The sequence below is a fragment of the Streptococcus infantis genome (assembly GCF_021497965.1).
GTDB classification, from domain to species: Bacteria; Bacillota; Bacilli; order Lactobacillales; family Streptococcaceae; genus Streptococcus; species Streptococcus infantis_B.
The window spans coordinates 556,697-577,478 of the sequence record NZ_CP046525.1; the positions used below are offsets into that span (position 1 = coordinate 556,697).

Genomic DNA, 20,782 nt, shown 5'->3' on the forward strand with positions numbered 1-20,782 from the left:
TAAGAGCTCTTAGGTGGAGCTCTTTTTCGTAAAGTTCACCAGATTTTTCTGAATCTTGAAAAAGAGATGAAAGCGTTTGATAGCTTTCCGTAAAAAGTGTATAATAAAACTATAAACATAAAGGAGATTTCCTATGGCAGTTAAAGATTTTATGACTCGTAAGGTCGTTTATATTAGTCCTGATACAACTGTTGCGCATGCAGCAGATTTAATGCGTGAACAAGGCTTGCACCGTCTTCCTGTTATTGAAAATGATAAATTAGTAGGATTGGTGACAGAAGGAACAATTGCTGAAGCTAGTCCATCAAAAGCAACTAGTCTTTCAATCTTTGAGATGAACTACTTGCTTAACAAGACAAAGGTAAAAGATGTCATGATTCGTGATGTTGTTACTGTTTCAGGATATGCTAGTTTGGAAGATGCAACCTATCTCATGTTGAAAAATAAGATTGGTATCTTACCAGTTGTTGATAACGGTCAATTGTATGGCGTTATAACAGATCGAGATGTATTCGGAGCCTTTCTTGAAATTGCTGGTTATGGTGAAGAGGGAATCCGTGTTCGTTTTATCACAGAAAATGAAGTTGGGGTACTCGGTAAGATTGTTTCTTTAATCGTTGAGGAAAATCTTAATATTTCTCATACTGTTAATATTCCACGTAAAGATGGTAAGATTGTTATCGAAGTCCAAATTGAGGGAACGGTTGATCTTAGTTCCTTGAAGAAGAAATTTGAAGAAGAGAATATTTTCGTAGATGAAATTACCAAAACTGCAGCAAAAAAACTCTAAAAAATAAACTATCATTGTTTTATACTTGCGAAAAAAATTTTTTTCTAGTATAATAGTTTATTGTGAGCAAACCTCACTTACCCCATGCAAAGACTTGGGGTCATTAGACCAAAAGGAGGAACATATCAATGGCTAAATACGAAATTCTTTATATCATTCGTCCAAACATTGAAGAAGAAGCGAAAAACGCTTTGGTAGCACGTTTTGACTCTATCTTGACTGACAACGGTGCAACTGTTGTTGAATCAAAAGATTGGGAAAAACGTCGTCTTGCATACGAAATCCAAGATTTCCGTGAAGGACTTTACCACATCGTTAACGTTGAAGCAAACGATGACGCAGCTCTTAAAGAGTTTGACCGTTTGTCAAAAATCAACGCTGACATTCTTCGTCACATGATCGTCAAACTTGACGCGTAAGAAGGTAGATTATGATTAACAATGTTGTACTTGTAGGGCGTATGGTACGTGACGCTGAGTTGCGTTATACCCCATCAAATGTAGCAGTAGCTACTTTTACTCTTGCAGTAAACCGTACATTTAAGAGTCAAAATGGTGAACGTGAAGCTGATTTTATCAATGTCGTCATGTGGCGCCAACAGGCTGAAAACCTTGCTAACTGGGCTAAAAAAGGCTCACTTATTGGGGTGACAGGTCGTATTCAGACTCGTAGTTACGATAACCAGCAAGGACAACGTGTCTACGTGACTGAAGTCGTAGCTGAGAATTTCCAAATGTTGGAAAGCCGTAGCGTACGTGAAGGTCAAACTGGTGGAACTCATTCTGCACCAAGTTCAAACTATTCATCACCTACACAATCAGCACCTGACTTTTCACGTGATGAAAATCCATTTGGAACAACAAATCCATTGGATATTTCAGACGATGATTTACCATTCTAATGGACAATTAATACTATAAAGGAGAGAAAAACATGGCTCAACAACGTCGTGGCGGATTCAAACGCCGTAAAAAAGTTGATTACATCGCAGCAAACAAAATTGAATATGTTGATTACAAAGATACTGAGCTTCTTAGCCGTTTCGTTTCAGAACGTGGGAAAATCCTTCCACGTCGTGTAACTGGAACTTCAGCTAAAAACCAACGTAAAGTAACAACAGCTATCAAACGCGCTCGCGTAATGGCTTTGATGCCTTTCGTAAACGAAGATTAAAGAAAAGACCCTTATGGGTCTTTTTTTCAGGACCGGGTGGACCTCTTTTTCATGAGCTTGAAAATAAGAAAGCGAATTAAGACCCCAACGAGTCTTTTTTTAGGTCCAGGGGACCTCTTTTTCATGAGTTCAGCGAGTCAAGGCCCGGCTGTTTCCTTTTTTTCTCTATAAAGGTGCTATAATGATAGTAGGAATTTTTAAAGGAGTATCTTATGAAGGGAAACGCTATTATTAGAAAAATGATTGAATCGGATATCCAACACCTGTCCCAAGGTTTTATCAATCAGGGTTGGCCTGGTAGAGAGGATAATTTAACTCGATACTTTAAGGAGCAAGAAAGTGGGGAGAGAGAAGTCTTAGTTGCAGAGGTTGAGAGTGCTGTAGCGGGCTACATTACCATTTTGCCTTCTGCTAAACATGGTCCTTTTGCAGAAATCTATCCAGAATTATCAGATTTCAATGTCTTTGAGCTTTTTCAAAATCAAGGTATTGGAAATCTCTTGATGGAAGAAGCGGAAAAACGAGTTAAACTCGTATCGGATAAGGTTACGCTTGGTGTTGGGCTCCACTCAGGTTATGGACCTGCTCAGAGATTGTACATCAAACGAGGTTATATTCCAGATGGGACAGGTGTCTGGTATCGAAATCAACCCTTGGAAATGAATGCAACTAGCCAAAATAATGATGATTTGGTTTTGTATCTAGTAAAGGAATTCGGATAAGAGAAAAGGACTTTATTGGAGATGTGGGATTTGCCTACTTTATGGTATAATGGAAAGAGTGAATTAAAGGAGGTCTTACAATGGATGCCAAGTTAAGATACAAGGCTAAGAAGATTAAGATTATCTTTTTTGATATAGATGATACTTTACGAAATTCAAAGACTGGCTTTATTCCAAGCACTATTCCAACAGTGTTTCAACAATTACGCGAGAAGGGAATCTTGACAGGAATTGCGACTGGTCGAGGCATATTTGGTGTTGTGCCAGAGATTCAGGAACTTAAGCCAGATTTTTTTGTGACCTTGAATGGTGCTTATATTGAGGACAAAAAGGGCAATGTCATATATAGTAATAAAATTGCTAGAGATAAGGTTGAAGAGTATATTGCTTGGACTAAGGAGGTTGGGATTGACTACGGTTTAGTTGGTAGTCATGAGGCTAAACTATCTAGACGAACAGAAATGATTAGCCAGGCGATTGACCCGATTTATCCTGATTTAGAGGTGGACCCTGATTTTTACCAAAAAGAAGATATTTATCAGATGTGGTCATTTGAGGATCAGGGAGATGACTTGACGTTGCCTGAAAGTTTAGCATCGACTTTACGTCTAGTTCGTTGGCATGAACATTCATCAGATGTTGTGCCGATTTCCGGTTCAAAAGCAGCTGGAGTTGCCAAGGTAGTTGACCAATTAGGTTTAAAACCTGAAAACGTCATGGTTTTTGGAGACGAACTTAACGATTTAGAACTCTTTGATTATGCAGGTATTAGTGTTGCTATGGGAATATCTCATGAGAAAATCAAAGAAAAAGCAGATTATACTACAAAAACATTAGAAGAAGATGGCATTTTTGATGCCTTAGAAGGATTTGGTATGGTAGAAAAAGAATTACATTTTCCACAAGTAGACATTGAAGCAGTAGATGGTCCAATTGCGACTATTAAAACAAATCACGGAGATATGCGCATTAAGCTTTTCCCTGAGCATGCACCAAAAACAGTAGCCAACTTTATTGCTCTATCAAAAGATGGTTACTATGACGGTGTCATTTTTCACCGTATTATTAAAGACTTTATGATTCAAGGTGGAGACCCAACTGGTACTGGTATGGGTGGCGAGTCTATCTATGGTGAGTCATTTGAAGATGAATTTTCAGAAGAGCTTTACAATGTTCGCGGAGCTCTTTCTATGGCAAATGCTGGACCAAATACAAATGGTAGCCAGTTCTTTATCGTACAGAACCAACACTTGCCATATTCTAAGAAAGAAATTGCTCGTGGTGGCTGGCCAGAACCAATTGCGGAAATTTATGCTGAACAAGGTGGAACTCCTCACCTAGACCGTCGTCACACAGTATTTGGTCAACTTGCGGATGAAGCTTCTTATGAAGTTCTGGATGCAATTGCAGGTGTCGAAACAGGTGCAATGGACAAGCCAGTTGACGACGTAGTCATTGAAACTATTGAAATTGAGGACTAAAATGAAAATCGGTGATAAGCTAAATGGCCGTATTACTGGGATTCAGCCCTATGGAGCTTTTGTTGAGTTAGAAACAGGAGTGACAGGACTGATTCATATCTCAGAGATTCGGACAGGATTTATCGAAAATATTTACGAAGTTTTAAAAATCGGTGATGAAGTCCAGGTACAGGTAGTAGATTTTGACGAATATACAGGAAAGGCTAGCCTTTCCATTCGTACCTTGGAAGAAGAAAAACATCAACTTCCTAGACGAAGACGTTTTTCGAATGACCGCATCAAACATGGTTTTGCACCGCTTGGTCGCATGATGCCTATTTGGACTCGAGAAGCCTTGGAGCATTTAAAGAAAAACAGTAATTGATAAATTTCTAACCATCTTTGATGTTATTTAATTTGTGGCAATAGAAGTATGAACGAAGAACAATTATTAAAATCAGGAGAGCGCATTAACCAACTCTTCTCTACAGATATCAAGATTATTCAAAATAGAGAGGTTTTCAGCTATTCAGTGGATAGTGTTCTCCTGTCTCGTTTTCCTCGTTTTCCTAAAAATGGGTTGATAGTGGATTTCTGTGCAGGTAATGGAGCTGTTGGACTATTTGCCAGTAGTCGTACCAAGGCTAAAATTCTCTCTGTAGAAATCCAAGAACGCCTAGCTGATATGGCTGAACGGTCGGTTCGTTTAAATGGCTTAGAAGAGCAGATGCAGGTTATTTGTGATGATTTGAAAAATATGCCTAGCTACATTCAGGGGAGCAAGGTCGATTTGATTTTGTGCAACCCTCCCTATTTTAAGGTGGACGCAAATTCTAATCTGAACGAAAGCGAACACTACTTATTGGCTCGGCACGAAATTACGACCAATCTAAAAGAAATTTGTCGTAGTGCCCAAAGTATACTCAAATCTAACGGGCGTCTAGCCATGGTTCATCGTCCTGATCGTTTGTTAGATATTTTAGAAACCCTTCAACAACACAATTTAGCTCCAAAGCGGCTGCAATTTGTCTACCCTAAACGGGAAAAGGAAGCCAATATGCTTTTGATTGAGGCTATCAAAGACGGCTCCACTAGTGGCTTTAAGGTTTTACCACCACTCATTGTTCATAATAGTGATGGTTCCTACACACCAGAAATTCAAGAGATTTATTATGGATCATAAGGCTTATATGTATGTGGTTGAGTGCCGTGATGGTTCCTACTATACAGGCTATACAACAGATGTGAAGAAACGAGTTGCTGTCCACAATAGTGGTAAAGGTGCCAAGTATACACGAGCTCGTTTGCCGGTAACACTTATCTATGTAGAAGGTTTTGATAGTAAGGAAGAGGCCATGTCTGCTGAAGCTCTTTTCAAGCGCAAGACACGTATGCAAAAAGAACATTATCTCAAAGAGTATCAAAATAGAAATTTAGTCGATACTTTTGACATGTAGCGAGGAGTCATTTGACTCCTCTTATTTTTGTCAAAAATTGAAAAAAATGCTACAATAAAGAGAATAAAGAAACGAGGTATTATCATGTCTAAGATTCTAGTATTTGGTCACCAAAATCCAGATTCAGATGCTATCGGTTCATCTGTAGCCTTTGCTTATCTTGCAAAAGAAGCTTATGGTTTGGATACTGAAGCAGTGGCTCTAGGTACTCCAAATGAAGAAACAGCTTTCGTATTGGACTATTTTGGTGTGGAAGCACCACGCGTGATTACATCAGTTAAAGCAGAAGGTGCAGAGCAAGTCATCTTAACGGACCACAATGAATTCCAACAATCAGTATCAGATATCGCTGAAGTAGAAGTTTATGGTGTTGTGGACCACCACCGTGTGGCTAACTTTGAAACGGCGAGCCCACTTTATATGCGCTTGGAGCCAGTTGGATCAGCATCTTCTATCGTATACCGCATGTTCAAAGAACATGGTGTAACAGTGCCAAAAGAAATCGCAGGTTTGATGCTTTCAGGTTTGATTTCAGATACCCTTCTTTTGAAATCTCCAACTACCCACCCATCTGATAAAGTGATTGCACCTGAATTGGCTGAATTGGCTGGTGTTAACTTGGAAGAATACGGTCTTGCAATGCTCAAGGCTGGTACAAACTTAGCAAGCAAATCAGCAGAAGAATTAATTGACATCGATGCCAAGACTTTTGAATTGAACGGAAACAACGTTCGTGTGGCTCAAGTGAACACAGTTGATATTGCGGAAGTTTTGGAACGCCAAGCTGAAATCGAAGCAGCTATCCAAGCCACAAATGCAGCTAACGGATACTCTGACTTTGTTTTGATGATTACAGACATCGTCAACTCAAACTCAGAAATTTTGGCTCTTGGTGCCAACATGGACAAAGTTGAAGCAGCTTTCAACTTCAAACTTGAAAACAACCACGCTTTCCTTCCAGGTGCCGTTTCACGTAAGAAACAAGTGGTACCACAATTGACTGAAAGCTTTAATGCATAATGATAGGTGGGGAAACCCATCGTTAAAAGGAGTTTCGACTCCTTTTTTGCTAGGAGAGAAGTATGTTAGAAAATGGTGATTTAATCTTAGTGAAAGATAGTTCGGATATAGGGCAAGCCATCCAGGAATCTACTGGCAACTATAGCCATGTGGCCATTTTTTTAGACGGTTTCATCTATCATGCAACTACGGAAGGTGGTGTCATTGTCCAATCCCCTGAAGATTTCTTTGAAGCTGAGAAGGTCTATGACCTTTATCACTATGCGGAGATTGATTGTACAGAAGTCAAAAAGCGGGTAGAGAGCCACTTGGGTGCACCCTATAATGTTTCCTTTTACCCAGATGGGGATGGTTTCTATTGCTCTCAATTTATTGCAGACATTCTACCTATTTTTGAGACCATTCCTATGAAGTTTGGGGATGATACACAGGAAATCAGTGATTTCTGGAGTGAATATTATAGAGAACTAGGACTCCCTGTACCTCTGAATCAGCCTGGCACTAATCCGAGTCAATTAGCAACATCACCACTTTTAGTTTGTAAAGAAAGGAATCTTTATGATTCAGATTTTTAATCCATCTCGTTTGACACGACAACCATTCTTTAGAGATTTGGTTGACTATCTTGATCAGCATGATGATGTTATTCTTCGTGAAATCAAGGCTCAGTTTCCAGGGGTTGCAGTTGACAAGCACTTGGAAGAATATATTAAAGCTGGTTTCATCCTTCGAGAAAACAAACGCTATTATCTCAATCTCCCATTTCTAGAATCTACAAATTCTATTGAACTAGACCAGGAAGTCTTTGTAAGAGATGATAGTCCCATCTATCAAGAAATATTGGAGAAAGATTTTCAGACTGAATTGCGCAATCAAACCAATGCAGCTATACTGGAAGAGTATACGGATTTTGCTAGGGAAAAGATGACCTTGTCTAATTACTTTTATAAGGTTAAGCACCAGTATCCGCTGACAGAAGATCAGCAGAAACTCTATGCTGTTTTGGGGGATGTCAATCCTGAGTATGCCCTTAAGTATATGACAACATTCTTGCTTAAATTTCTCAAAAAAGACCAGCTTATGCAGAAACGTCGTGATATCTTTGTCGATAGTTTAGTTTTGTTAGGCTACATCGTTCAAAATGTAGATGGGAAATATGAGTTGGCTGTGGAATTTGATAAAGAACGCTTCATCTTTATAAAAAGATAAAGGCTAGGAAATTTCCTAGCCTTCTTTTAATTTATTATAGATAACGTTCTGCGATAGTTGCATCTCCAGGATAGTCTTCCTTTTTGCCTTGGACAATTTGGTAGCAATCAGCTCCTTTACCAGCGATAATCACAGCGTCCAGTTCTTGACTTGTAACAGACATAGCAGCCTTGATAGCTTGCTCGCGATCGACAATCTTTTCAACTGGATGATGGATATAGCTACTGATTTCATCTGCAATATCCATTGGATCTTCGTAGTTTGGATCATCAGCTGTTAGAAAGACTTGAATTTCAGGATGTTGATCGAGGAGAAGTCCAAAGTCCTTACGACGGCTTTCTCCCTTGTTTCCAGTCGAACCAAGGACTAAAGCAATCTTTCCAGTTTGATGAGTTTCAACGACAGAAATAAGTTTTTTAAGACTGTCACCATTGTGGGCGTAGTCGATGAAAACTTTTGCACCATTTTTCTGAGTGAGAACTTCCATACGACCAGGTACGCGAGTAGTCGCAATCCCTTTTTTGATGTCTTCAAGACTAGCACCTAGACGAAGACAGGCAAGTCCTGCAGCGACAGCATTTTCTTGGTTGAAGTGCCCAATCAACTGGATGTCATAGTCTCCAGCTAATTTACCAGTAGCTGAGAAGCTAAAGGCTTTAGAGTTTTCAATTTGATTACTTGATTGGCTACCGTAGAAGTCATGGTCTTGGTTCTCAACTTGTTCTTTCAGAACAGAGAAGTGATCCATATCGCTATTAATGACAACTGCTCGACTATTTTTCATCAAGAGACGCTTGTGATAGAAATAATCTTCAAAGGTCGGATGCTCAATAGGACCAATATGGTCAGGGCTAATGTTGAGGAAAACTCCTACATCGAAAGTCAGGCCGTAAACCCGTTTCACCAAGTAGGCTTGGCTGGATACTTCCATAATAAGATGAGTTCTTCCATTATCAACTGCCTGGGCCATCATCTCAAAGAGATCAATGCTTTCAGGAGTTGTTAGAGCAGATTTAAAGAAAGTCTTACCGTCCAAAGTCGTGTTCATGGTTGACAACATAGCTGGACGATATTCTTGATTTAAGATGTTATAAGCAAAGTAAGCTGCCGTTGTTTTTCCTTTAGTCCCAGTGAAAGCAAGTAATTTTAATTTCTCTTGAGGGTTGCCATAAAACTCCATGGCAATCAAACTCATGGCTTTCTTAATATCGCTAACGACAATAACGGGAATACCGACTTCATAGTCCTGTTCTGCTACATACCAACCAAGACCTTGTGCAATTGCTGAAAGGAGAAATTCTTTTTTGAAGGCTGCTCCTTTGACAAAAAAGAGACTATTTTCTTGAGCTTTTCGGCTATCGTAGCAGATGCTATCAAAAACGACATCATTGTGATAATAATGGTAATGTCCTTGGTCAATAATCTCGCGGAAGAGACTATCTTTCTTCAAAATATCTAATACGGTTTCAATCTTTATCATACTTTCTATTGTAAACTGAAAGTCTGAATTTTACAAGTAACAAGGAAAAGTTTATAATGGAAGATAAGGAACATTTCCTAGTTATTAAAAATGAATGAGGAAGTTATGTCAAACGAAAATAATCATCAGCAGGCCCAGATGTTACGAGGGACTGCCTGGCTAACAGCAAGTAACTTTATCAGTCGCCTGCTCGGAGCTATTTACATTATTCCCTGGTATATCTGGATGGGTACTTATGCTGCAACGGCTAACGGCCTCTTTACCATGGGTTATAATATTTACGCCTGGTTCTTGTTGATTTCGACAGCAGGTATCCCGGTGGCTGTAGCTAAGCAGGTTGCTAAATACAATACCATGCAAGAAGAAGAGCATAGTTTTGCCCTGATTCGAAGTTTCTTGGGCTTTATGACTGTGCTAGGACTTGCCTTTGCCTTGATCTTATACCTCTTTGCACCTTGGTTGGCGGACCTTTCCGGAGTCGGTAAGGACTTAATTCCAATTATGCAAAGTTTAGCGTGGGCGGTCTTGATTTTCCCATCTATGAGTGTTATCCGTGGATTTTTCCAAGGGATGAATAATCTCAAGCCTTATGCTATGAGCCAAATCGCTGAGCAGGTTATCCGTGTTATTTGGATGCTCTTAGCGACCTTTATCATCATGAAGCTAGGTTCAAAAGATTATCTATCAGCAGTTACCCAATCTACCTTTGCAGCCTTTGTGGGAATGGTAGCTAGCTTCGCTGTCTTACTTTATTTCCTTTACAAGGAAGGGTTGCTTCAAAAAGTATTTGAAACTCGAGATAAGATTGATAGTAAGAGTCTGCTGGTTGATACGATTAAGGAAGCTATTCCTTTTATCATAACAGGTTCAGCTATTCAACTTTTCCAAATCTTGGACCAAATGACCTTTATTAATAGCATGAAGTGGTTTACCAACTATAGTAATGAAGATTTGGTTGTCATGTTTTCTTATTTCTCTGCCAATCCTAATAAAATCACCATGATTTTGATTTCCGTAGGAGTATCAATCGGTAGCGTTGGTTTGCCCCTCTTGACCGAGAACTATGTCAAGGGTGATTTACCAGCAGCTTCTCGGTTGGTGCAAGATAGTATTACCATGCTCTTCTTATTCCTACTACCTGCAACGGTTGGAGTAGTCATGGTAGGGGAACCCCTCTATACAGTCTTTTACGGTAAACCTGATAGTTTGGCTTTGGGATTGTTTGTCTTTGCAGTCTTGCAGTCAACAATCCTAGGTTTGTACATGGTCTTGTCTCCAATGCTTCAGGCTATGTTCCGTAACCGTAAGGCAGTTCTATATTTTATCTATGGTTCGCTTGCTAAGATCGTTTTACAAGTACCATCAATAGCGATTTTCCACAGTTATGGACCATTAATTTCAACGACCATCGGTCTCATCATCCCAATTGTTTTAATGTACCGTGAAATCTGTCAGATTACAGGTGCTCGCCGAAAGATTATCTTGAAGAGAACAATCTTAGTCACTATTTTAACTTTAGTCATGTTTATTCTGGTTGGATTCTTGCAATGGATTATCGGCTTTGTCTTCCAACCAACTGGACGCTTCTGGAGTTTCATCTATGTCGCTCTAATCGGTGTAATAGGTGGTGGGCTCTATGGAGTCATGAGTCTATATACTCGACTCTTGGATAAGGTTATTGGTCAGGCAAAAGCGGACCAGTTACGAGCGCGCTTAAAATTATCATAATATTTAATAAATAAAACGAACGATTTGAACTTTTTACGTAAAAAGGTCTAAATTGTTCTTTTTTTCTTGAAAAAATACAAAAAAATATAAAAAATGTAGAAAAAAATAAATTTTTAGAGCATAAGACTTGACTAAAAAAAACAATAGCTGTATAATGATACAAAAATTTAAATTTGGAGGTTCTGTTTATGAAAAAGTCTAAGGCAAAATATCTGACGCTAGCAGGCGTTGCCCTAAGTGCCGGTCTGCTATTGGCGGCTTGTAGCAACTCAGCTAGTTCTACAAAGACATATAATTATGTATATGGTAATGACCCCTCAAGTCTTAACTATCTCCTAGAAAACCGTGCAACAACAGGTGATGTTGTGACAAACTTGGTTGATGGTTTGATGGAAAATGATCAATACGGGAACTACATTCCTTCATTGGCAGAAGATTGGACTGTTTCCAAAGATGGTTTGACTTATACTTACAAACTTCGTAAGGACGCCAAATGGTATACAGCAGATGGTGAAGAGTATGCACCAGTGACAGCACAAGATTTTGTGACAGGATTGAAGTATGCTGCGGATAAAAATTCAGAAGCCTTGTATCTAGTGCAAGATTCTGTTGCTGGTTTGGCAGACTATGTTAGCGGAAAAACTACAGACTTTTCAACAGTTGGAGTAAAAGCTATTGACGACCAGACTGTTCAATATACTTTGACTCAACCAGAACCTTATTGGAATTCAAAAACAACTGCAACTATTCTGTTCCCAGTAAATTCTGATTTCTTGAACTCAAAAGGGGATGATTTTGGTAAGGTGGATCCAGCAAACATCTTGTATAATGGTCCATTTATTCTCAAATCATTCACTTCGAAATCTGTACTTGAATACAAGAAAAATCCAAACTATTGGGATGCAAAAAATGTATTTGTAGATGATGTCAAGTTGACTTACTATGATGGAAGCGACCAAGATGCGCTTGTTCGTAACTTTAGCGAAGGTGTCTATAGTTTTGCCCGTCTCTATCCAAATAGTTCAAGTTTTGCAGGTGTGCAAGAGAAATACAAGGATAATATCATCTATAGTATGCAAACTGCGACTTCTTTCTACTTTAACTTTAACCTAGATAGAAAATCATATAACCATACATCAAAAACGACAGATGCTGAAAAGACAGCCCAACAAGAAGCAGTCTTAAACAAATCATTCCGTCAAGCCATTAACTTTGCCTATGACCGTACAGCTTATGGTGCTCAGTCACAAGGGGAAGAGGGAGCAACAAAGATCATCAGAAATTTGCTCGTTCCACCTTCATTTGTAACACTTGATGGTAAAGATTTTGGTGATGTCGTAGCTTCTAAGATGGTTAACTACGGCCAAGTATGGAAAAATGTGAACTTTGCAGATGCACAAGATGCCTACTATAATGCTGATAAGGCTAAAGAAGCTTTTGCACAAGCCAAAAAAGAATTGGAAGCTAAAGGCGTACAATTCCCTATTCACCTAGACTTGCCAGTAGACCAATCATATAAGAAGGGTGTCCAAGAGGCAAGTTCCTTCAAACAATCTATCGAGTCTGTCTTGGGTGCAGATAATGTCGTCATCGATATTCAAATGTTGAGCACTGAAGAAATGGATAGCATCGGTTACCTTGCCAATACAGCGGCTCAAAAAGACTATGACCTCTACAATGGTGGTTGGAGTCCTGACTACCAGGATCCATCAACCTATCTTGATACCCTTAACCTTACAAATGGTGGTTCATTGCAAAACCTTGGCTTAGAACCTGGTGAAAGTAATGCTAAAGCAACTGCGGTTGGCTTGGATACCTACACTAAGATGCTAGAAGAAGCCAATGCTGAACAAGATTTGAACAAACGTTATGACAAATACGCTGAAGCACAAGCTTGGTTAGTGGATAGCTCTCTCACGCTTCCAAGCGTATCTCTTGGTGGAACACCAGGAATCAGAAAAACAGTTCCATTCTCTGCTGCTTTCTCTCAAGCGGGTAACAAGGGTGTTGAGTCTTACAAATACGTTAAGTTACAAGATAAGATTGTGACAACAGCTGAGTATGAAGAAGCTAGACAAAAATGGCTGAAAGAAAAAGAAGAATCTAATAAAAAAGCCCAAGAAGAATTAGCAAAACACGTTAAATAATCAGTCTATTCAACAGGAAAAACGATAGTTTCTCAGGAAGCTATCGTTTTTATATAGTTTGAAACTATAACTAGCTCTTGAAAACAAGAAAACGAAGGATACAAAATAAGTGGTACAATAGTTACTATAGATTTGGAGGTATTGTATGAGTAAATCATTTCACATTAACACAATTTTAGCACAAGCAGGTATCAAGTCTGATGAGGCAACAGGAGCTTTGGTAACCCCAATTCACTTTTCAACGACTTATCAGCATCCAGAATTTGGTCAATCCACTGGATTTGACTATACTCGCACTAAAAACCCAACTCGTAGTAAGGCAGAGGAAGTCTTGGCAGCTATTGAATCAGCCAAGTATGCTTTAGCGACTAGTTCAGGTATGTCTGCCATTGTACTTGCCTTTAGTGTCTTCCCAGTAGGAAGCAAGGTTTTGGCTGTCCGTGACCTTTACGGTGGTTCTTTCCGCTGGTTCAATCAAGTGGAACAGGAAGGTCGCTTCCATTTTACCTATGCAAACACAGAAGAAGAGTTGATTGCTGAGCTAGAAAAGGATGTGGATGTACTCTATATTGAAACACCAACCAACCCTTTGATGTTGGAATTTGATATTGAAAAATTGTCAACATTAGCTCATGCTAAGGGTGCTAAAGTTGTCGTGGACAATACCTTCTACAGTCCAATCTATCAACGTCCAATTGAATACGGGGCAGATATCGTCCTTCATTCAGCGACAAAATACCTTGCAGGACATAATGATGTTCTAGCTGGTGTAGTTGTGACAGATAGTGCTGATTTATACGAAAAACTCTTTTACAATCTCAACACGACAGGGGCTGTTTTATCACCATTTGATAGTTATCAATTGATTCGTGGGCTTAAAACTTTGTCACTTCGTATGGAGCGCTCAACAGCCAATGCTCAAGAAATCGTAGCCTTTCTAGAACAATCGCCTGCTGTCAAAGAAGTCTTGTATACAGGACGTGGGGGGATGATTTCATTTAAAGTAGCAGATGAGAAGCGTATTCCTCATATCTTAAATACCTTGAAAGTATTCTCTTTTGCTGAAAGTTTAGGTGGGGTTGAAAGTCTGATTACATACCCAACTACTCAAACCCATGCTGACATTCCTGCAAAGGTTCGTCATTCTTATGGTCTAACAGACGATCTCTTGCGCTTGTCTATTGGTATTGAGGATGTTAGAGATTTGATTGAAGACTTGCGTCAAGCCTTGGAAGGATGATAAAACTATGGGAAAATATGATTTTACGACCTTGCCCAATCGTTTTGGACATCATACCTACAAATGGAAAGAAGCAGAGAATGACCGAGAAGTATTGCCAGCCTGGATTGCTGATATGGACTTTGAAGTGTTACCTGAGATTCGTCAGACTGTTCATGACTACGCTGAGCAATTAGTCTATGGCTATACCTATGCTAGTGATGGGTTGATTGAAGCTGTTCAAAACTGGGAGGAAAAACATCATGGATATCGCTTTGATAAGGATGCTCTAGTCTTTATCGAAGGAGTAGTACCTGCCATTTCAACAGCCATTCAAGCTTTCACCAAGGAAGGTGAAGCAGTCCTCATTAACACACCGGTTTATCCTCCTTTTGCTCGCAGTATTAAGCTCAATAATCGTAGACTAATCACCAACTCTCTAGTAGAAAAAGACGGACTTTTTGAAATTGACTTTGATCAATTGGAGAAAGATTTTGTCGAAGAGGAAGTGAAACTCTATGTTCTCTGCAATCCTCATAATCCTGGTGGACGTGTTTGGGAGAAGGAAGTCTTAGAGAAGATTGGACAACTGTGTCAAAAACATGGAGTCTTGCTAGTTTCAGATGAGATTCACCAAGACTTGGCCTTGTTTGGACATAAACACCAGTCATTCAACACGGTAAATAAAGACTTCAAAGAATTTTCACTGATTTTAAGTAGTGCTACCAAAACTTTCAATATTGCAGGAACCAAGAATTCCTACGCTATTATCGAAAATCCTAAGTTGAGACTTGCTTTCCAAAAACGCCAGCTTGCGAATAATCAACATGAAATTTCAGGATTAGGATACTTAGCAACAGAAGCTGCCTATCGCTATGGTGAAGATTGGTTGACAGAACTCAAAGAACTAATCGAGAAGCACATTAATTATGTAGTCGATTTGTTTGGTAAAGAAACTAAAATCAAGGTCATGAAACCTCAAGGGACCTATCTTATTTGGCTTGATTTTTCAGCCTATGATATTAGCGATGAAGAACTAAGAAAACTCTTGAGAGACGAAGCCAAGGTTATCCTGAATAGGGGCTTGGACTTTGGTGAGGAAGGAGCCCTTCACGCTCGCTTGAATGTAGCCATGCCGACATCTGTGTTGGAAGAAGTTTGCCAACGAATCATTGCCACTTTTTCAAATCATTAAAAACTAGCCTTTTAGGAGAAAAGTCTTCCTAGAAGGCTATTTTCATAGGCAGAAATATGGTATAATTAAGAGATAAAGTAAAGGGGAAACTATGGCTAAATTGATTCCAGGAAAGCTTCGAATGGAGGGAGTAGAACTCTACGAAACTGGTCAGATTGAAATCATCAAAAAACAAGACCATCGCATCTATGCGCGTGTAGCGGATGAAGAAATTCGCTATAGTTTGGATGACGATTTGATTTTTTGTACCTGTGCTTTTTTCAAAAAAAGAGGTTACTGTGTTCACTTAGCAGCTCTAGAATATTACTTGAAAAATGAACAACTAGGACAAGAAATCTTGCTCAATCTGGAGGCTAATCAGGAAGAAAAGGAAACTGTTGAGACACAAGTGACTTTCGGAGGAGAATTCTTAAAGTCTATCCAAGCACCTAGTCAGTCTGACCTCTATCAACTTTCTGCTCAGGGGCAGGTAGAAGCAGGAACTAATCGTATTATCTGGACCTTAAGAATTGGTCTTTCTAAGCAAGAAAAGTTTTATGTGATTAGGGATATCCCTCTTTTCTTAAAAGTCATAGAGTTTTCCAAACCTTACATGATAGGGAAGCATTATGAGTCTTCATTAAAACTTGAACAATTTGATAAAGCCAGTCAAGAAGTTTTGAATTTCTTATTAGGTTTGGTTGAAGAGAAGATTGACTACAATATTTTTTTTCCAAATCAAGGGCGACATCTCTATTTCCCTAAAACCTTTTTTGAGCAGGGGGCTAGTCTACTGATGGGCTTAGATGCCTTTCAGTTTGACCACCAACTTTCGAGTTATCATCATCTTCTCTTCCAAGACTTTGATGGCCAAACAGGTTTATTTTCATTTAGAATTGAAGAAAAATCCAACTATTTTGAAATGGAAATTTTCGAACAGGCAGGGCTTAATTTCTTTTACAGAGGACAAGTATTATTCTCCAAGGGGAATTTTTTCCTGATGACGAAAAAACAGGCTAGTTTATTAGATGCTCTTAGAAAAGTTCCTTTAGATCATAGTGGTAGGAAGATTTTACAGTTTGATAGTAGTGATCGAGATCTCTTAGCTTCGACCTTGTCCCAGTTTAAAGAGCTCGGAAAAGTAGAGGCTCCTGAGTCGCTTCAAATTCAATCTTTCCGCCCGTCTTTCTACATGGAACGAGAAGAGGATGGTTCTATTCGTTTGGATATGCAGTTTCAGTATGAGAAATACCTAGTAACCAATCGCAATGAACTAGAGAACCTCCCTTTTGCGAGTGATATTCAACTAGAAAAACAGATTTTTCAGTTGGCTTTATCTGCTGGATTTGAAGCGGATTTTCGCTCATGGCGTCAAAGTTTGAAAGCTGATGCAGTTCATACTTTCTTTCAGGAAATTTTGCCAGCCTTTGCGGTGCTTGGAGAATTAAAGATTTCTGAGAGTTTGCAGGAGCTTTATCGAGTTCAGAAACCTCAAGTCCACATCTCGTCCAAGGGAAGTCTTCTAGAAATTCAATTTGATTTTCAGGATATAGATCAAGAAGAAATCAATCGAGCGATGAAGGCTCTGGTTGCCAAACAGGACTATTATATTAGCTCGTCTAATCAGGTCTATTATTTTGATGAACAGACAAAAGGCATTCGACAAGATTTAGAGGATTTGGGGATTGACGAGATGGAGAGTGATACTTTCCATGCACGGAAATCTTTGGCTTATACCCTTTCTCATCTTTTTAAGGATCAAGACCAAGTAACATTTACCGAAGAATTTAAGCATTTTGCACACGATTTGACGCATCCAGAGGATTTTCCGATGACACCTCTAAATATAAAAGCTGATCTCAGAGATTATCAGAAAAAGGGGATTCAATGGCTTCAAATGCTTCACCATTATGGATTTGGTGGGATTTTAGCGGATGATATGGGACTTGGTAAGACCTTGCAAGCTATTGCCTTTCTGAGTAGCCAGCTTCAGGAGAATAGCCGTGTCTTGATTCTTGCTCCATCGGGTCTCATCTATAATTGGGCCGATGAGTTTCAAAAATTTGCACCAAATTTGGATGTAGTTGTTGTGCATGGATTGAAGCCTTATCGCGAGACTATTTTAGCAGAAAAACATCAGATTTATGTGACTAGTTATGCTACTTTCAGGCAAGATAGCGAGATTTATCAGGATTTATCTTTTGACTTTCTATTTCTAGATGAAGCCCAGGTGATGAAAAATGCCCAGACTAAAATTGCGAAAACGTTGAGAAAGTTTGTGGTACCATCAGTTTTTGCTCTATCTGGAACACCGATTGAAAATAACATTGGCGAATTGTGGTCTATTTTTCAAATAGTCTTGCCAGGACTTTTACCAGCAAAAAAAGACTTTATGAAATTACCGGCTGAGAGAGTGGCTCAGTTTATCAAACCATTTGTCATGCGTCGTAAAAAAGAAGAAGTCCTAACTGAATTGCCTGACCTGATAGAAGTCGTTTATAAAAATGAACTGGAAGATCAGCAAAAGGCCATCTATCTAGCTCAACTGCAACAGATGCAAGAACGTATAGAGCATGTGACAGCTGCAGAATTTCAACGAAATCGTGTCGAAATTTTAACAGGCCTCATGCGTCTCCGCCAGATTTGTGATACTCCAGCCTTATTTATAGAGGATTACAAGGGAGATAGCGGGAAACTTGATAGTTTACGAGATTTGCTGAGTCAGATTGCTGAAGGAAATCATCGTGTACTTATCTTCTCTCAATTTAGGGGAATGTTGGACCGCATAGAAGAGGAGTTGCCACAGCTTGGCTTGACATCTTTTAAAATTACAGGTTCAACTCCTTCACAGGACCGCCAAGAAATGACCAAGGCCTTTAACCAAGGAGAGCGCGATGTATTTTTGATTTCTCTAAAAGCTGGTGGAGTTGGTCTCAATCTTACTGGTGCTGACACAGTTATTCTGGTCGACTTATGGTGGAATCCAGCAGTCGAATCACAGGCTATTGGTAGGGCTCATCGCATGGGACAAGAACAAGCTGTTGAAGTTTATCGCCTAGTAACTCGTGGAACAATCGAAGAGAAAATTCAAGAGTTACAGGAAGAGAAAAAAAATCTGGTTTCAGAAGTCTTAGACGGAACAGAATCTCGTGGTAGTCTGACACTTACTGAAATTCAAGAAATATTAGGAATTTCACAAGTCAGGACTTGAAAAATCAAGACTTTACGCTATAATGGAGTATTGAAAGGAAATAAAAATGAAGCAAGAACGATTTCCAATAGTGTCAGATGATGAGATCATGCTGACAGAGATGCCATTTATGAATTTATATGATGAGTCGGATTTGATTAGTAATATTAAAGGGGACTACCAAGATAAAAACTACTTGGAATGGTCGCCAATTACTACTGAAAAAAAGTCACCGACTAAGGCGCCAGAGAAACTGACTGAGCAAAAGGAAAAATCTTACGCTGAACTTGCTCGTGAGGAAGCTAGAGCTGATTTGAAACGTAAACGTTCAGCAAAGTATTTGACGCAAGATGTTAGTTTTGCAAAACGTCATAAACCTTCAAATACTGTAGTAAGACAGGCGAACCAGCCGACAGCTCCTTTTCAAAAGGAAAATCCTGGTGAGCTTACAAAATATAGTGATAAACTAACTCAGCGCCATTATATTTTGGCGGAAATGGCTCCTCAGATACAGCAAACTACCAAAGAACAGCATCTGGGACCAAAGAAAAATAACTATGATTTTCTAAAGAAAAGCCAAATCTATAACAAGAAAGAAAATCAAACAGAAAAAGAACGTAAAATTGCTCAAGAATTAAACTTGACAACTATGACAGAGTAAAGGGGAAAAAGATGGCAAAAACCTATCATTTTATCGGAATTAAAGGATCAGGGATGAGTGCCTTGGCTTTGATGTTGCATCAAATGGGGCATAAGGTCCAAGGATCTGACGTTGAGAAATATTACTTTACACAACGTGGATTGGAGCAAGCAGGGATTAAAATTTTACCTTTCGATGAGAAAAATCTTCAGGGTGATTTAGAAATCATTGCTGGGAATGCCTTTCGTCCAGATAACAACGTTGAAATTGCCTATGCAGACAAGAATGGTCTAAGCTATAAACGTTATCATGAGTTTCTTGGTAGCTTTATGCGTGACTTTATCAGCATGGGAGTTGCTGGAGCACATGGTAAGACTTCAACGACTGGTATGCTTTCACATGTTTTGTCACACATTACTGACACTAGCTATCTAATTGGAGATGGTACAGGTCGTGGCTCTGAAAATGCCAAGTATTTTGTCTTTGAATCAGACGAGTACGAACGTCATTTCATGCCATATCACCCAGAATACTCTATCATTACCAACATCGACTTTGACCATCCAGACTATTTCACAAGTTTAGAGGATGTCTTCAATGCCTTTAATGATTATGCTAAACAAATTACTAAAGGTTTGTTTGTTTACGGTGAAGATGCAGAATTGCGTAAGATTACGGCTAATGCTCCAATTTACTATTACGGATTTGAAGCAGAAAATAATGACTTTGTAGCAAGCGACTTGCTTCGTTCTACTACAGGTTCAACTTTCACAGTTCACTTCCGTGGTCAAGAGTTGGGTCAATTCCACATTCCAACTTTTGGTCGCCACAACATCATGAATGCAACAGCTGTGATTGGTTTGCTTTATACTGCTGGTTTTGACTTGAATTTAGTGCGTGAACACTTGAAGACTTTTGGAGGAGTGAAACGTCGCTTTACAGAAAAGATTGTCAATGACACTGTTATCATCGATGATTTTGCTCACCATCCAACTGAAATCGTAGCGACTCTTGATGCTGCACGTCAAAAATATCCAAGCAAGGAAATCGTCGCTATCTTCCAACCACACACCTTTACTCGTACAATTGCCTTGTTGGATGATTTTGCCCAAGCCTTGAATCAAGCAGATGCAGTTTACCTTGCACAAATCTATGGTTCAGCTCGTGAAGTTGACCATGGTGATGTCAAGGTTGAAGATTTAGCAAACAAGATTCATAAAAAACATCAAGTTATCACAGTTGAAAATGTATCTCCTCTCCTAGACCATGACAATGCTGTCTATGTCTTCATGGGAGCTGGCGATATCCAAACCTACGAATATTCATTTGAACGTCTTTTGTCTAATTTGACAAGCAATGTTCAGTAAGGAAAA

Annotated in this window: 20 protein-coding genes; 19 read left to right on the plus strand and 1 reads right to left on the minus strand. The window is 39.2% G+C overall.

The window, feature by feature from the left end; translation table 11 throughout:
- The first annotated feature begins 133 nt into the window (after nucleotides 1-133).
- From GOM46_RS02800 to GOM46_RS02855, 12 genes are all read left to right on the plus strand, one after another.
- The gene (locus GOM46_RS02800; protein ID WP_178895253.1) at nucleotides 134-790 is read left to right on the plus strand and encodes a CBS domain-containing protein; all 657 of its coding nucleotides are present in this window, start codon (nucleotides 134-136) and stop codon (nucleotides 788-790) included.
- A 128-nt stretch (nucleotides 791-918) separates the two neighbouring features.
- Nucleotides 919-1,209, plus strand: coding sequence for a 30S ribosomal protein S6 (gene rpsF / locus GOM46_RS02805; RefSeq protein WP_002896497.1), 291 nt, complete (start codon nucleotides 919-921; stop codon nucleotides 1,207-1,209).
- 11 nt (nucleotides 1,210-1,220) lie between these two features.
- The gene (locus tag GOM46_RS02810; RefSeq protein WP_235083952.1) at nucleotides 1,221-1,691 is read left to right on the plus strand and encodes a single-stranded DNA-binding protein; all 471 of its coding nucleotides are present in this window, start codon (nucleotides 1,221-1,223) and stop codon (nucleotides 1,689-1,691) included.
- A 32-nt stretch (nucleotides 1,692-1,723) separates the two neighbouring features.
- Nucleotides 1,724-1,963, plus strand: a complete 240-nt coding sequence (rpsR, locus tag GOM46_RS02815; protein WP_000068664.1) for a 30S ribosomal protein S18 — start codon at nucleotides 1,724-1,726, stop codon at nucleotides 1,961-1,963.
- A 212-nt stretch (nucleotides 1,964-2,175) separates the two neighbouring features.
- Nucleotides 2,176-2,685 carry a GNAT family N-acetyltransferase gene (locus GOM46_RS02820; RefSeq protein ID WP_235083953.1) on the plus strand — a complete coding sequence of 170 codons (510 nt, stop codon included), beginning with the start codon at nucleotides 2,176-2,178 and terminating at the stop codon, nucleotides 2,683-2,685.
- 80 nt (nucleotides 2,686-2,765) lie between these two features.
- Complete coding sequence (locus GOM46_RS02825; RefSeq protein ID WP_235083954.1) at nucleotides 2,766-4,166, plus strand: bifunctional Cof-type HAD-IIB family hydrolase/peptidylprolyl isomerase; 1,401 nt, start codon at nucleotides 2,766-2,768, stop codon at nucleotides 4,164-4,166.
- A 1-nt stretch (nucleotide 4,167) separates the two neighbouring features.
- The gene (locus GOM46_RS02830; RefSeq protein WP_025169983.1) at nucleotides 4,168-4,530 is read left to right on the plus strand and encodes a S1 RNA-binding domain-containing protein; all 363 of its coding nucleotides are present in this window, start codon (nucleotides 4,168-4,170) and stop codon (nucleotides 4,528-4,530) included.
- Nucleotides 4,531-4,578: 48 nt separating this feature from the next.
- Nucleotides 4,579-5,328 carry a tRNA1(Val) (adenine(37)-N6)-methyltransferase gene (locus GOM46_RS02835; protein ID WP_235083955.1) on the plus strand — a complete coding sequence of 250 codons (750 nt, stop codon included), beginning with the start codon at nucleotides 4,579-4,581 and terminating at the stop codon, nucleotides 5,326-5,328.
- On the plus strand, nucleotides 5,318-5,602 hold the full coding sequence (locus tag GOM46_RS02840) for a GIY-YIG nuclease family protein (protein ID WP_235083956.1): 285 nt from the start codon (nucleotides 5,318-5,320) through the stop codon (nucleotides 5,600-5,602). Before GOM46_RS02835 ends, GOM46_RS02840 begins: the two co-directional genes overlap by 11 nt.
- Before the next feature lie 84 nt (nucleotides 5,603-5,686).
- On the plus strand, nucleotides 5,687-6,622 hold the full coding sequence (locus GOM46_RS02845; protein WP_235083957.1) for a manganese-dependent inorganic pyrophosphatase: 936 nt from the start codon (nucleotides 5,687-5,689) through the stop codon (nucleotides 6,620-6,622).
- 62 nt (nucleotides 6,623-6,684) lie between these two features.
- Nucleotides 6,685-7,197 carry a YiiX/YebB-like N1pC/P60 family cysteine hydrolase gene (locus GOM46_RS02850; protein ID WP_235083958.1) on the plus strand — a complete coding sequence of 171 codons (513 nt, stop codon included), beginning with the start codon at nucleotides 6,685-6,687 and terminating at the stop codon, nucleotides 7,195-7,197.
- Nucleotides 7,181-7,831 (plus strand): DUF1803 domain-containing protein, encoded by a 651-nt coding sequence (locus GOM46_RS02855; protein WP_235083959.1) that lies wholly within the window; start codon nucleotides 7,181-7,183, stop codon nucleotides 7,829-7,831. The genes GOM46_RS02850 and GOM46_RS02855 overlap by 17 nt, the downstream gene beginning before the upstream one ends.
- 34 nt (nucleotides 7,832-7,865) lie before the next feature.
- On the opposite strand, the gene GOM46_RS02860 is transcribed toward GOM46_RS02855, so the two are convergent.
- Nucleotides 7,866-9,311, minus strand: coding sequence for a UDP-N-acetylmuramoyl-L-alanyl-D-glutamate--L-lysine ligase (locus tag GOM46_RS02860; protein ID WP_235083960.1), 1,446 nt, complete (start codon nucleotides 9,309-9,311; stop codon nucleotides 7,866-7,868).
- 105 nt (nucleotides 9,312-9,416) lie between these two features.
- Between GOM46_RS02860 and GOM46_RS02865 the strand changes: the two genes are divergently transcribed.
- The 7 genes from GOM46_RS02865 to murC all read left to right on the plus strand — a co-directional run bounded on the left by GOM46_RS02865 (nucleotide 9,417) and on the right by murC (nucleotide 20,776).
- The gene (locus tag GOM46_RS02865; protein ID WP_235083961.1) at nucleotides 9,417-11,039 is read left to right on the plus strand and encodes a polysaccharide biosynthesis protein; all 1,623 of its coding nucleotides are present in this window, start codon (nucleotides 9,417-9,419) and stop codon (nucleotides 11,037-11,039) included.
- Between the two features lie 188 nt (nucleotides 11,040-11,227).
- The gene (locus tag GOM46_RS02870; RefSeq protein ID WP_235083962.1) at nucleotides 11,228-13,186 is read left to right on the plus strand and encodes a peptide ABC transporter substrate-binding protein; all 1,959 of its coding nucleotides are present in this window, start codon (nucleotides 11,228-11,230) and stop codon (nucleotides 13,184-13,186) included.
- A gap of 145 nt (nucleotides 13,187-13,331) precedes the next feature.
- Nucleotides 13,332-14,426, plus strand: coding sequence for a cystathionine gamma-synthase (locus GOM46_RS02875; RefSeq protein WP_235083963.1), 1,095 nt, complete (start codon nucleotides 13,332-13,334; stop codon nucleotides 14,424-14,426).
- Nucleotides 14,427-14,433: 7 nt separating this feature from the next.
- A complete protein-coding gene (locus tag GOM46_RS02880) occupies nucleotides 14,434-15,600 on the plus strand; it encodes a MalY/PatB family protein (protein ID WP_235083964.1) in 1,167 nt (388 codons plus the stop codon).
- Nucleotides 15,601-15,691: 91 nt separating this feature from the next.
- Nucleotides 15,692-18,790, plus strand: coding sequence for a DEAD/DEAH box helicase (locus GOM46_RS02885; RefSeq protein ID WP_235083965.1), 3,099 nt, complete (start codon nucleotides 15,692-15,694; stop codon nucleotides 18,788-18,790).
- Nucleotides 18,791-18,836: 46 nt separating this feature from the next.
- Entirely contained in the window at nucleotides 18,837-19,430 is a 594-nt protein-coding gene (locus tag GOM46_RS02890) for a cystathionine gamma-synthase (protein ID WP_235083966.1), read from the plus strand.
- An 11-nt stretch (nucleotides 19,431-19,441) separates the two neighbouring features.
- Nucleotides 19,442-20,776: a UDP-N-acetylmuramate--L-alanine ligase gene (murC, locus tag GOM46_RS02895; protein WP_016466117.1), complete on the plus strand. Its 1,335-nt coding sequence runs from the start codon at nucleotides 19,442-19,444 to the stop codon at nucleotides 20,774-20,776.
- Nucleotides 20,777-20,782: the final 6 nt, after the last annotated feature.

What these genes read in the sequence shown, in the direction of transcription:
- GOM46_RS02820 (WP_235083953.1), top strand. Translation starts at nt 2,176, where the DNA reads ATGAAGGGAAACGCTATTATTAGAAAAATGATTGAATCGGATATCCAA.
- GOM46_RS02825 (WP_235083954.1), top strand. Translation starts at nt 2,766, where the DNA reads ATGGATGCCAAGTTAAGATACAAGGCTAAGAAGATTAAGATTATCTTT.
- GOM46_RS02845 (WP_235083957.1), top strand. Translation starts at nt 5,687, where the DNA reads ATGTCTAAGATTCTAGTATTTGGTCACCAAAATCCAGATTCAGATGCT.
- GOM46_RS02840 (WP_235083956.1), top strand. Translation starts at nt 5,318, where the DNA reads ATGGATCATAAGGCTTATATGTATGTGGTTGAGTGCCGTGATGGTTCC.
- rpsR (WP_000068664.1), top strand. Translation starts at nt 1,724, where the DNA reads ATGGCTCAACAACGTCGTGGCGGATTCAAACGCCGTAAAAAAGTTGAT.
- GOM46_RS02810 (WP_235083952.1), top strand. Translation starts at nt 1,221, where the DNA reads ATGATTAACAATGTTGTACTTGTAGGGCGTATGGTACGTGACGCTGAG.
- GOM46_RS02865 (WP_235083961.1), top strand. Translation starts at nt 9,417, where the DNA reads ATGTCAAACGAAAATAATCATCAGCAGGCCCAGATGTTACGAGGGACT.
- rpsF (WP_002896497.1), top strand. Translation starts at nt 919, where the DNA reads ATGGCTAAATACGAAATTCTTTATATCATTCGTCCAAACATTGAAGAA.
- GOM46_RS02860 (WP_235083960.1), bottom strand. Translation starts at nt 9,311, where the DNA reads ATGATAAAGATTGAAACCGTATTAGATATTTTGAAGAAAGATAGTCTC.
- GOM46_RS02800 (WP_178895253.1), top strand. Translation starts at nt 134, where the DNA reads ATGGCAGTTAAAGATTTTATGACTCGTAAGGTCGTTTATATTAGTCCT.
- GOM46_RS02850 (WP_235083958.1), top strand. Translation starts at nt 6,685, where the DNA reads ATGTTAGAAAATGGTGATTTAATCTTAGTGAAAGATAGTTCGGATATA.
- GOM46_RS02830 (WP_025169983.1), top strand. Translation starts at nt 4,168, where the DNA reads ATGAAAATCGGTGATAAGCTAAATGGCCGTATTACTGGGATTCAGCCC.
- GOM46_RS02835 (WP_235083955.1), top strand. Translation starts at nt 4,579, where the DNA reads ATGAACGAAGAACAATTATTAAAATCAGGAGAGCGCATTAACCAACTC.
- murC (WP_016466117.1), top strand. Translation starts at nt 19,442, where the DNA reads ATGGCAAAAACCTATCATTTTATCGGAATTAAAGGATCAGGGATGAGT.
- GOM46_RS02880 (WP_235083964.1), top strand. Translation starts at nt 14,434, where the DNA reads ATGGGAAAATATGATTTTACGACCTTGCCCAATCGTTTTGGACATCAT.
- GOM46_RS02855 (WP_235083959.1), top strand. Translation starts at nt 7,181, where the DNA reads ATGATTCAGATTTTTAATCCATCTCGTTTGACACGACAACCATTCTTT.
- GOM46_RS02875 (WP_235083963.1), top strand. Translation starts at nt 13,332, where the DNA reads ATGAGTAAATCATTTCACATTAACACAATTTTAGCACAAGCAGGTATC.
- GOM46_RS02870 (WP_235083962.1), top strand. Translation starts at nt 11,228, where the DNA reads ATGAAAAAGTCTAAGGCAAAATATCTGACGCTAGCAGGCGTTGCCCTA.
- GOM46_RS02890 (WP_235083966.1), top strand. Translation starts at nt 18,837, where the DNA reads ATGAAGCAAGAACGATTTCCAATAGTGTCAGATGATGAGATCATGCTG.
- GOM46_RS02885 (WP_235083965.1), top strand. Translation starts at nt 15,692, where the DNA reads ATGGCTAAATTGATTCCAGGAAAGCTTCGAATGGAGGGAGTAGAACTC.